An 11,233-nucleotide genomic window follows, 5' to 3' on the forward strand; every position below is an offset into this window, starting at 1 on the left:
GGTGGTGTGGTAACTCCCATCTTCGCAGGTCAGCAGGCACCTCTCTTCATTTCTCTATCCACAGGACCCGGGACAGCCGGTGGATCCAGGCTTAGAGGCTGTCGGGTGACCTCGGACCGGGCGGCCACGCCCTGGCACGCACGCTTCCCGCGTTGTCGTCGGTCGCCAACGCTCCGCGTTGACTCCCTCCTCCGCCTTGGAATCGCACGCACCAGACCGCGTCCGCTTTTCCGATCCGAGGTCACCCGACAGCCTCTTAGGCGCAGTCCAGGTCGCGCAGGATGCGTTCGCACAGTTCGTGTGTACGCAGGGCGTCCTCGGCGTTCAGCACCTGGCTGGCGCGTACGGCGTCCAGGAACGACAGCACGCTCTGCTCGATGCCGCGCTGGCGGGCCACCGGCACCCAGTCGCCGCGCCGCCGTACGCTCGGCTGCCCCTTGTGGTCGATCACCTCGGCGAGGTTGACGACCTCGCGCTTGGAGTCCTGGCCGGAGACCTCCAGCCGTTCCTCGGTCGAGCCGCTGAGCCTGTTCATGGTGCCGATGGCGGTGAATCCGTCACCGGACAGCTGCAGCACGACATGGTGCATCAGGCCCTCGCGGATCCTGGCCTGTACGACGGTGTGCTCGACCGGTCCCGGCGCCAGGAAGCGCAGGGTGTCGACGACATGGATGAAGTCGTCGAGCACCATGGTGCGCGGGTCCTCCGGCATGCCCACCCGGTTCTTCTGCATGAGGATCAGCTCGCGCGGGTGCTCGGCGCACTGCGCGTAGCCGGGCGCGACCCTGCGGTTGAAGCCGACGGCGAGACTCGCTCCGCGCTCCTCGGCGAGGCTCACCAGGCGCTGGGAATCGGCGAGTTCGTAGGCCAGTGGCTTGTCGACATAGGTGGCGACGCCCGCCTCCAGCAGCCGGGCCACGATCTCCGGATGCACGGTCGTCGGGGCGTGGACGAACGCGGCGTCCAGCCCCTGGGCGATCAGCGATTCGAGGTCGGTGTGGCACTGCGCGGCCGGGATCCGGTGCGCCTCGGCAACCGCGGCCAGGGTGGCGGGGGTTCGGGTCTGCAGATGCAGTTCGACGCCGGGCAGGGCGGTCAGAACCGGCAGATATGCCTTCTGCGCGATGTCGCCGAGCCCGATGCAGCCGACCTTCACAGGGGTCTTCCTCTCACTGTTCGGCGTCCACCGGTGCGGTGTTCGCCTCGCGAGGGGCAGCATACGTGTGCCGCGGTGGCTGCCAGTCGGCTATCCCGTCGAAGGTGCGCAGGACGAGGGTGGGCCCGAGGCGCGAGACGGCGGACACCAGCGCGACACGCATCGCGACGGCGGGAGCGCTGGTCAGGCGCATCAGACGGGCAGTCCGTTCCGCCTTGCGGACGATGGCGGATGTGCGGGGCAACCGGTCGGCGGTGTACGCCGCCGCCCCGGCGGCGAGATCGCCGCCCGGCGTCAGATGGTGGGCGAGCACGATCGCGTCCTCGATGGCCTGGTTGCCGCCCTGGCCGAGGCTCGGCGCCATCGCGTGCGCGGCGTCGCCGACGAGGACGATACGGCCCCGGTGGAAGGACGGCAGGGGATCGAGCAGCTGGTGGACGTCGTTGCGGAGCACCTGGCCGGGATCGGCGGCGGCGATGACGGACGGGATCGGATCGTGCCAGCTGCCGAACCGGCGCAGCAGCTCCGCCTTCTCGCCGTCGGCGGCGTGGGCCCCGGCGGGGGCCACGGCGGCCCCGTAGGCGTAGATCCGGCCGTCCTTGAGCGGCTGGGTGCCCCAGAGGGCGCCGCGCCCCCAGGTCTCGTGCGGGGCGAAGGGCCGCTCGCGCGCGGGGACGACGATGCGCCAGGTGGTGAATCCGGCGTACGAGGGGCCGGGGTGGTCCGGGAAGAGTGCGCTCCGTACGGCCGAGTTGATGCCGTCGGCGCCGATGACGAGGTCGGCCCCGATGTTCCCGGCCGCCGTGCCGACCACGGCGGGCGCACCGTCCACCGTCCCCGGGTCCAGCAGTTCCGCGGCGGTACCGGTGCGGACGGTGCCCTCGGGCAGCCGGGCCACGAGGCGGTCGACGAGGCCGGCCCGGTGCAGCAGGACGATCGGGCCGCCGAACCGCTCGGCCGCGGCGGCGCTGTCCGTACGGGAGAGCCAGCGGCCACCGGGGACACGCATGCCGCCCTCGCCCTGCCAGGCAGCGAGGGCCCTGATCTCGTCGCCCATGCCGATGACGTCCAGGGCGCGCTGGGAGTTGGGGGCGAGGGCGATACCGGCCCCGACGGGCTCCAGGGAGTCCGCGCGCTCCAGAACGGTGACCCGCCAGCCGCGGCCGTGCAGGGCCACCGCCGCGGTGAGGCCGCCGATTCCGCTGCCGATGACGACGGCATGGGGCTTGTCCATGACTCCTCCACGAATCATCGAAACGACGCAACTCGTCGAAACCACGGAGCCCGGAACTCCGGGACTACATCCGTAGTGACACGTTCACCGTACTACGGATGTAGTGGCGAGGGTAGGTTGGCCCCATGGCCACACGCACCGCCGGTACCTCCCGGGCCGATCTCATCGCCGACGCCGCCCTCGCGCTCCTCGCCGAACGCGGGATGCGCGGGCTGACCCACCGCGCGGTGGACGAGCGCGCCGGTCTCCCCCAGGGCTCGACGTCCAACTACGCGCGCACCCGGCAGTCCCTGCTGGAGGTGGCGGTGCGACGGCTGGCCGAGCGTGAGGCCCGGGTGCTCGCCCCCGGTGAACTCCCGGTCCCGGGCGCCGCCCCGGCCACCGGCGCGCGACACGGTTCGAGCGGCGGCCCGGAGACCGGTCCGGCCGTCGGGGCGGAGGCGCTGGTCGCCGGTCTCGCGCTGGCGCTGCACCGCTATCTCACCCGCCACCTCGAACTGCTCGTCTGCCGCTACGAGCTCGCGCTGGAGGCGACCCGGCGCCCGGAACTGCGGGAGTTCTTCGACGCGACGGGCCGGCAGTTCCGCGAACCGCTGATGGCGCTGATGACAGCCGCCGGATCGGCCGAGCCCGAACGGCACACCCTGTCCCTGGTGGCCTGGTGCGAGGGGCTGATGTTCTCGTGCGCCGCGGGGTCGTACAACCGCTCCGTCCCGAGCGAGGAGGAGCTGCGCACCGGCTTCGCGGAGCTGCTGAGCGGGATGCTGGGACCGCGGTGGGCGACGCCGCGCTGACCGGCGTCACCCGTGCGGGCCAATCCCGGCCGCCCGGCTCACCGGGGCCATGTCCGCACCGCAGAGTGATCAGGTGCAACGAACCAGAATCACCGCGAGTCTCCTGGTCGGCGTGGCCGTCACGACGCTGTCCGGCTGCGTGTCCGTGCAGCCCCGGCCGGACGTTCCGCCGCGGCCCCGGGCCAGTGGGCCCACCCAGGACCTGACCCCGCAGATCGTGCTGCCGCCCGTCCACGACTCCCTGGAGTCCGTGCCGGCCCCCGAGCCGTCCGCCTCCGCGCGCCGCCCTTCGAACGGCGCGCCGCCGGAGACCCGCCGCTCCGCGCCCCGCGCACCGCGGCAGCAGCGGCAGCCGCGGTACCCGAATGCCGCACGGCCCCGGCCGCACCGTGCCCCGCCCGCCGTGACCGCGCCCGTCCCGGCCCCGCCGGCCCCGGTCGCCGGTACGGACGTCTGCGCGCTGGGACGGGGCTACGGGCACTGGCCCGCGGGCAGCCCGCAGTCCCGGATCTGCGACGACACCTACGGCCGCTGAGCCCCGAACGGACGAACCGAGCAGTGGCCCGTCCGCCATGGACGGGCCACCCTCACAGCTCGCGCAGCCGAAGCTCCAGCCGCGCGATCGCCGCGCGCACCCCTCCCCCGTACCCGTCGTCCGCCCCGTCGTCCGCGAGGACACCGGAAGCGGCGTGGGCCCGGTCCAGATGGAACCGCGCCGCGTCGGGTCGCCGGAGCTTCACATAGTCCGCCGCGAGATTGAGGTGCAGCGAGGGATAGAAGGCACGCGCCGCCGGCGCATCGGGGTGCTGCGCCGCCCGCTCGCCGGTCAGCCCGTCGGCCGCGGTCAACGCCCGCAGGTCCCAGGCCAGTTCGTCGCCGGGATCGTCCTGGGTGTCGGCCATGTAGTGGGCGAGGGTGCACCGGTGCAGGGCGTCACCGTCCTCGCCGATCTCCGACCAGAGCTCGCCGAAACGATTGCGGGCCTCTTCCCGATCGCCGCCGTGCAGCAGCATGATCGCCTGGCCGATCCTGGTCATGACGGCGTCCCTGGACGCCTCCCGCTGCTCCGTCACCGCAACCTCCCTGCGCATTCGTCCGCCCGTTCCCGTGCGACGCTAGCCGCAGGTGCGGTCAATCCCGCTGAGGCTCGGGCAGGCGTCCCCGGCCGGCCGCCGGACGCCCGCCGCCGGCCGGGGCCACGACCGCCTGTCAGCCCAGGTCGGGGATGCGCCAGTCGATGGCTTCGTGCCCCTGCGCGGCCACCGCCGCGTTGATCTGCCTGAACGGGCTGGAGCCGAAGAACTTCTTGGCCGACAACGGCGAGGGGTGCGCCCCCTTCACCACCACATGGCGCTCCTCGTCGATCAGCGGAAGCTTCTTCTGGGCGTAGTTGCCCCAGAGCACGAAGACCGCCGGGTCGGGCCGCGAGGCGACCGCGCGGATCACGGCGTCGGTGAACTTCTCCCAGCCCTTGCCCTTGTGCGAGTTGGCCTCGCCCGCACGCACCGTCAGCACGGCGTTGAGCAGGAGTACGCCCTGCTCGGCCCACGGCATCAGATACCCGTTGTCCGGGACCGGCAGGCCGAGCTCCTCCTTCATCTCCTTGTAGATGTTCCGGAGCGACGGCGGCGTCTTCACGCCCGGCCGCACGGAGAAGCACAGCCCGTGCCCCTGCCCCTCCCCGTGGTACGGGTCCTGGCCGAGGACGAGGACCTTCACCTTGTCGTAGGGCGTGGCGTCCAGGGCGGCGAACACCTGGTCGCGCGGCGGATAGACCGGCCCCTTGGCCCGCTCCTCCTCGACGAACTCGGTGAGCTCCTTGAAGTACGGCTTCTGCAGCTCTTCGCCGAGGACGCCGCGCCAGGACTCGGGCAGCAGGTCGGTGTCGGTCACTTCAACAACCTCCGGTAAGCAATCAGCTTTTCATCCGAGAACCTACCGGGGACCACTGACAACGCGCCCCGCCAACCCCGCCGGGGCGGGCCTACCAGCTGGCCTTGCGGTACAGCTCCCACATCTGCATGACCGTCTGCGGGTCCAGGGCGCGCTCGCCACCGCCGATGTCCTCGCCCGACGCGACGTACAGCTTGCCCTGCCACAGCGGCAGCAGCCGCACGTCGTCGACCAGGATCTGCTGGGCCCGTTCGAACTGCTTGCTGACCGCGCCCCGGTCGCTCTCCTTGCGGGTCTGCGGCAGCAGTTCCTTGGTGATCTCGTTCTTCATGTACGGCATCCCCGTGACGCTTTCCTTGCCGAGGAACGGGGCGATGAAGTTGTCCGGGTCCGGGAAGTCCGGGAACCAGCCGCGGCCGAAGACGGGGTACTGCCCCTTGGTGAAGCCTTCCTGGAACGTCTTCCAGGGTCTGCTCTTCAGTGTGATCTCGAACAGCCCGGAGCTCTCCAGCTGCCGCTTCAGCTCGTCGAACTCGGGGGCGGTGGAGGAGCCGTACCGGTCGGTGGCGAACCAGAACGTCAGCTCGACCGGCTTGGTGATGCCCGCCTTGGCCAGGATCTGCTTCGCCTTGCCCTGGTCCGGGTCGCCGTACGCGTCGAAGAAGCTGGTGGTGTGTCCGGCGATGCCCTTGGGGACCATGGAGTACAGCGGTTCGGCCGTGCCCTGGTAGACCTTGGCCACCAGGGCGTCGCGGTCGACGAGCTGGGCGATGGCCCGCCGTACGGCCACGTTCCCCGCCGCCGGGTCCTTGGGGTTGAAGACCAGGAAGCGAATGTCCGCGCCGACCGTCTCGACGATCTGCAGGTTGCTGTCCTTGTCCTGGGCTCCCTCCAGGCTGACGACCTCCTCGGCGGTGAGGCCGCGGTAGATCGCGTCGATCTGGTTCTTCCGCAGCGCCGCGACCACGGGTGCCGATTCCTTGAAGTACCGGATGGTCACGGCGTCGTTCTTGCGGTCGGCGAAGCCCTTGTAATCCGGGTTCTTCACCAGTTCGGCCCGGTTCCCCGGCTTGTACGAATCAAGGAGATACGGACCGGATCCGGTGATCTTTCCGTCGCTGCGGATCTTGTGCCTGGAATAGGCGCTGGGCGCCACCAGCGACATCGCGGGCGTGGCAAGAATGAAGGGGAACGTGGCGTCCGGCTTGGTGAGGTGGAAGACGACGATGTCGTCTCCCTTGGTCTCGACGCGGTCGAGCGAGCCGAGCATGCCGACGGGGCCGCCCTTGAACTTGATCTCCGAGATCCGGTCGATGGAGTACTTCACTGCCTCGGCGTCGAGCTCGTCCCCATTGGAGAATTTCAGGCCCTCGCGGATCTTGCACCGGTAGGAGGTGCTGGTGGTGTCGGTGAACTTGCACCATTCCGCGGCATCGGGCTCGGGGCTCGTACTGCCGGAGGGGAAACTCACCAGGGTCTGGAAGACATTCCGCATCAGCTCCCAGGAGTTGTCCCACGCCGCCGCCGGATCGAGGGTGGAGGGTTCGCTGGTCGTACCGACGACTATCTTCTGCTCGACTTTCGAGCCGCTGTCGGAAAGAAGTCCGCAGCCTGCCAGCAGAGAAAGGGAAGCAACGGCTGCAGCGGCCTGCAGACTGGCCCGGTAGAACACGTGAACGCTCCTCGATCAGCCATGGGTCGGCAGACCATACCGCAGTGCCCCGTCGGGTCAATTCGCAGGCCCGACAGGGCACTTGAGTCAATCAGGGCCAAATCCACTCAGGCTGTCTCAGCCCACGCCCGCATTCAGGAAGATTCCGCCGTCGACCACCAGGGTCTGTCCCGTGATCCAGTCCGCCTGACTCGACGTGAGGAACGCGGCAGCGCCACCGATGTCCTCGGGAACTCCCAGCCGGCCGAGCGGATATGCCGCGGCGGCCTCCGCCTCACGGCCTTCGTACAGCGCCTGGGCGAACTTCGTCTTCACGACCGCGGGAGCGATCGCGTTGACCCGGACGACCGGCGCGAACTCCTGCGCCAGCTGAAGGGTCAGATTGACCATGGCGGCCTTACTCACGCCGTACGCGCCGACGAAGGGCGAGGCGGAGAGACCGGCGACCGAGGCGATGTTCACGATCGCCCCGCCGTTCTCCTTCTGCCAGGCCTTCCAGGTCCGCTGCGCGAAGCCGAGCGCCGAGACCACATTCGTCTCGAAGACCTTGCGGGCGACATCGAGGTCGAGGTCGGCGAGCGGCCCGAAGACCGGATTCGTGCCGGCGTTGTTGACCAGGAAGTCGACCCGGCCGAACGCCTCCAGGGTGCGCTCGACGGCCACCGCCCGGTGCGCCTCGTCGTGCGCCTTGCCCGCCACACCGATCACCCGGTCGGCACCCAGCCGCTCGACGGCCTCCTGAAGCGCGTCCTCGCCGCGCCCGGTGATGCACACCCGGTCGCCGCGGGCCACCAGCGCCTCGGCGATGCCGTAGCCGATGCCCCGGCTCGCACCCGTGACGAGCGCGACCTTCCCGCTGTCCTGCACAGTCATGATGTCCGTAGCCCTTCGGGTCAGTTGAGCGGTCCGCCGGCGACGTACATGACCTGGCCGGAGACGAAGCCGGCCTCGTCGCCCGTGAAGAAGGCGATGGCGTTGGCGATGTCCTCGGGGCGACCGACGCGCTGCACCGGGATCTGGGTGGCGGCCGCGGCCTGGAACTCCTCGAAGCCCATGCCGACCCGGGCCGCCGTCTGCGCGGTCATCTCGGTGACGATGAAGCCGGGGGCCACGGCGTTGGCCGTGATGCCGAACTTGCCGAGCTCCTTGGCGAGGGTCTTGGTGAAGCCCTGGAGACCGGCCTTGACCGCGGAGTAGTTGGCCTGGCCGCGGTTGCCGAGCGCCGAGGAGGAGGAGAGCGAGACGATTCGGCCGAACTTCGCGTCCACCATGTGCTTCTGGACGGCCTTGGCCATCAGGAACGCGCCCTTGAGGTGCACGTTCATCACGGTGTCCCAGTCGGACTCGCTCATCTTGAAGAGCAGGTTGTCGCGGAGCACGCCCGCGTTGTTGACGAGGATCGTCGGGGCGCCGAGCTCGGCGGCGACCCGCGCGACCGCGGCTTCCACCTGGGCGCTGTCCGACACGTCGCAGCCGACCGCGAGGGCGGTGCCCCCGGCGGCGGTGATCTTCTCGACGGTGTCCTTGCAGGCCGCCTCGTCGAGGTCGAGTACGGCGACGGCGCGGCCCTCGGCCGCCAGACGTACCGCGGTGGCGGCGCCAATGCCCCGCGCCGCTCCGGTCACGACGGCGACGCGCTGCTCGGTGGTGGACATGCTTGGTTCTCCTCGCCCTTGGATCGCCGCTCAGCGGACGTCGGGGCACCCCCGGCACGGGACCTCGTGTGCACGGAACCTTCCCGATAGCTGAGCAACCGCTTAGTACCTTCAGCAGACGAGACGCTAGAAGCCCTGGCACCCGGTGTCAACGGCCCACGGCCGCCGGGGCGCATGTCACACCCGGCGGCACCGTTCGCGCGGTGGTCGCGGGCGGCGCCGCGGGGCGGCGGATCAGCGCACCAGCAGGTCCAGCAGCCGCTCGACCTCGGCCTCCGGGTCGGTGGTGAGACCGCTGTGCACGGGGCTCGGCTGGACGACCGTGGAGCGCGGGGCGATCAGCCAGCGGAAGCGGCGGCCGGCGTCGTCACGGGCCGCCTGGCCCGCGTCCGTACCGCCGCGGCACACGCCCTCGACGGCATGCAGGGCGGCCCGTACACCGATCACGTCGGCGGTCGGGTCCAAGGCCCGCAGCTTGGCCTCGTCGAGATGGGTGCGGGCGGCCACGAAACCCCGTGCGCGGCAGTAGACCACCACGCCCGCGTTGAAGAACTCGCCGCGCTGCACCCGCGGGACGACGCGCAGCAGCGCGTACTCGAAGACATCGCGCTCGCTCACCGCTGGCCGTCCTTGTCGTTCTTCTTGGTGGGATGCGGCCAGGGGGTGAGGTGTTCGGTGAGCCAGCCGGGGGCCTGGGACGGCTTGGGCCCGGTGGGGCCCTCCATCGTGATCCGCTCATGGATGGTCGCGGCACGCGGCAGCAGTGCGTCCACATAGGCGCGGCGCAGCTCGTCGGTGCTGTCGAAGCCCGGCTCGTCCACCAGCCACTCGTCGGGGACATCGGCCGCGACCTCGGTGAGCAGCTCCTCGGTCACCAGCGGGGCGAGCTCGGCCGCGGCCGCCGCGATGTCGGGTGCGAACGGAGCGAGCGCGTGGTCGGAGGCGTTGTAGGGCTTGGCGGCGGAGGCCTGGACGCCGGGCCAGTTGTGGTGCCAGATCATGGTGGCGCCGTGGTCGATGAGCCACAGGTCGCCGTGCCAGATCAGCATGTTCGGATTGCGCCAGGACCGGTCGACGTTGTTGATCAGCGCGTCGAACCAGACGACCCGTCCGGCTTCCAGCGGGTCCACCTGGTAGGCGAGCGAGTCGAAGCCGATCGAGCCGGGCAGGAAGTCCATCCCCAGGTTGAGCCCGCCGCTGGCCTTCAGGAGCTCCTGCACCTCCTGGTCGGGCTCGGCGAGCCCGATGACCGGGTCGAGCTGGATCTGTACGAGGTCGGGGACCCGCAGCCCGAGCCTGCGGCCGAGCTGCCCGCAGATGACCTCCGCGACCAGCGTCTTGCGCCCCTGTCCGGCGCCGGTGAATTTCATGACGTAGGTGCCGAGATCGTCGGCCTCGACGATCCCGGGGAGCGAGCCACCCTCACGCAAAGGCGTGACATAGCGGGTCGCTACGACTTCTTCCAACACTTTCCCAGGCCACCAATCTCTTCAGCCTTACAATCCACGGAAGACCTCTCCGGGGGCGTAGAGGTAGGAATCACCGGTCAACGGCGCTGGGGAGAATCTGGGGAGTTTCGGCTGGCGAGCCGGTCTCCCCGCTCCCCAGCAGACCGTCGATCGTGCCGCGCCCCTTGCTGCCGGCTTCCGGCATGAAGTGAGCATAGTAACCGAGGGTGATCGCCGGTGAGGAGTGTCCGAGCCAGGGTCACGACGGACTCTCCGGCTTCCAACATGATCGAGGCGTAGGTGTGCCGAAGCACGTGGAAACCGTCCTTCGGGGCCGCCGCCCACTGCCAGGCTTTCGCCCCCTCGGCACGTGGCGGGATGACGCCCGCCTTGGCCAAGGCGGGCTTCCAGGTGTAGGTGTTCCATGTGTTCACCGCGACGGCGTTGCCGAAGCGCGTGGTGAGCAGCAGGGAGAACTTCTTCCTCTCCCCCTCCGGTTTCCCCCACGGCAGCTCCACCTCTGCCGGCGGGAACGTATCGATGTGACGCTTGAGTTCCTCGGCTACCGAGGGGGGGCAGATCCACCGTGCGGATCTTCTTCCCCTTCGGCAGGGCGAAGTACAGCCTTCCGTGAATCGCCTGTACTTGGCGCCGGACGTGAAGCATGCCGCGTACATAGTCGACGTCCTCCGGACTCAGCCCGAACACCTCGCCCTGGCGGAGCCCGCACCCCAGGCCAGCCACGACAGCGATCCTGTTCCGCTCGTTGATGGCATCGCGGACCCGCAGTGCCGTAGCCATCGACCACGCGTCGCGCCGCTCCCGCGGCGACTTGGGCCACCGCACAGATTTCGCGTGCATAGGGTTGCGCACGAGGCGCTTGTCGTCGACGGCCGCTTCCAGAATGGAGGAAAGCTCGGACAGGATGCCGCGCTGGTAGTCGACCGACAAGACCGTCGACTCCAGCTTGGTTATGAACGCCCGCAGATCCGTTGCGGCGATACTCCTGAGCGGAAGCTGACCCAGGTGCGGAACGATATGAAGACGCGTTCTACGCTCCTGACCGTCCTGGGTTTTCGGAGCACCACCTCGCCCCGGTGCCCAGTGCGTCGCGATGTAGTCGGCCAGCGTGATGGATCCGTCACGCGGGTCTACGAACTCACCTCGCTCCTCGTCCGTAGCGGCGCGGCGAAGCCACGCCTTGGCGTCCTCCAGCACGTCAAAGGATCGGTCTCGCACCCCAGGCACGCCGGCGACCTTGTACCGCTTACCCTTACGGGCGTTTCCCCAAGGCCGGGTAGTTAACGTTTTCGCAGGTCATGCGCGCCAGTTGAAAGATTTCCGACGCAAGAGCAACGGAGCTCGTTGGTACAGGCAGTCG

The 11,233-nt window shown here is 69.7% G+C and carries 11 protein-coding genes; 2 read left to right on the top strand and 9 right to left on the bottom strand.

Annotated elements, in window-relative coordinates:
* Positions 1-256: 256 nt before the first annotated feature.
* Together ACFVX4_RS40560 and ACFVX4_RS40565 are read right to left on the bottom strand one after the other, a co-directional pair.
* A complete protein-coding gene (locus ACFVX4_RS40560; RefSeq protein WP_389988079.1) occupies positions 257-1,156 on the bottom strand; it encodes a Gfo/Idh/MocA family protein in 900 nt (299 codons plus the stop codon).
* Between the two features lie 13 nt (positions 1,157-1,169).
* Positions 1,170-2,390: an FAD-dependent monooxygenase gene (locus tag ACFVX4_RS40565; protein WP_389988082.1), complete on the bottom strand. Its 1,221-nt coding sequence runs from the start codon at positions 2,388-2,390 to the stop codon at positions 1,170-1,172.
* A gap of 125 nt (positions 2,391-2,515) precedes the next feature.
* Here ACFVX4_RS40565 and ACFVX4_RS40570 point away from each other — a divergent pair, with 125 nt between their 5' ends.
* Both ACFVX4_RS40570 and ACFVX4_RS40575 read left to right on the top strand, forming a co-directional pair.
* Positions 2,516-3,184: a TetR/AcrR family transcriptional regulator gene (locus ACFVX4_RS40570; protein ID WP_389988085.1), complete on the top strand. Its 669-nt coding sequence runs from the start codon at positions 2,516-2,518 to the stop codon at positions 3,182-3,184.
* Between the two features lie 73 nt (positions 3,185-3,257).
* Positions 3,258-3,719, top strand: coding sequence for a hypothetical protein (locus ACFVX4_RS40575; protein WP_389988088.1), 462 nt, complete (start codon positions 3,258-3,260; stop codon positions 3,717-3,719).
* 52 nt (positions 3,720-3,771) lie between these two features.
* Here ACFVX4_RS40575 and ACFVX4_RS40580 read toward each other — a convergent pair whose 3' ends face one another.
* The 7 genes from ACFVX4_RS40580 to ACFVX4_RS40610 all read right to left on the bottom strand — a co-directional run bounded on the left by ACFVX4_RS40580 (position 3,772) and on the right by ACFVX4_RS40610 (position 9,873).
* Positions 3,772-4,257, bottom strand: coding sequence for a hypothetical protein (locus ACFVX4_RS40580; protein WP_389988091.1), 486 nt, complete (start codon positions 4,255-4,257; stop codon positions 3,772-3,774).
* 136 nt (positions 4,258-4,393) lie between these two features.
* Positions 4,394-5,077, bottom strand: coding sequence for a uracil-DNA glycosylase (locus ACFVX4_RS40585; RefSeq protein WP_072489654.1), 684 nt, complete (start codon positions 5,075-5,077; stop codon positions 4,394-4,396).
* Between the two features lie 91 nt (positions 5,078-5,168).
* A complete protein-coding gene (locus ACFVX4_RS40590; protein ID WP_389988094.1) occupies positions 5,169-6,749 on the bottom strand; it encodes an ABC transporter substrate-binding protein in 1,581 nt (526 codons plus the stop codon).
* A gap of 117 nt (positions 6,750-6,866) precedes the next feature.
* A complete protein-coding gene (locus tag ACFVX4_RS40595) occupies positions 6,867-7,622 on the bottom strand; it encodes an SDR family oxidoreductase (RefSeq protein WP_389988097.1) in 756 nt (251 codons plus the stop codon).
* A 20-nt stretch (positions 7,623-7,642) separates the two neighbouring features.
* Entirely contained in the window at positions 7,643-8,404 is a 762-nt protein-coding gene (fabG, locus tag ACFVX4_RS40600; protein ID WP_356481807.1) for a 3-oxoacyl-ACP reductase FabG, read from the bottom strand.
* Positions 8,405-8,638: 234 nt separating this feature from the next.
* On the bottom strand, positions 8,639-9,022 hold the full coding sequence (locus tag ACFVX4_RS40605; protein WP_266422509.1) for a DUF3037 domain-containing protein: 384 nt from the start codon (positions 9,020-9,022) through the stop codon (positions 8,639-8,641).
* The gene (locus tag ACFVX4_RS40610; protein ID WP_389988101.1) at positions 9,019-9,873 is read right to left on the bottom strand and encodes a HipA family kinase; all 855 of its coding nucleotides are present in this window, start codon (positions 9,871-9,873) and stop codon (positions 9,019-9,021) included. Before ACFVX4_RS40610 ends, ACFVX4_RS40605 begins: the two co-directional genes overlap by 4 nt.
* Positions 9,874-11,233: the final 1,360 nt, after the last annotated feature.

Origin of the sequence: Streptomyces sp. NPDC058240 (assembly GCF_042882135.1) — a bacterium.
Taxonomy (GTDB): Bacteria; Actinomycetota; Actinomycetes; order Streptomycetales; family Streptomycetaceae; genus Streptomyces.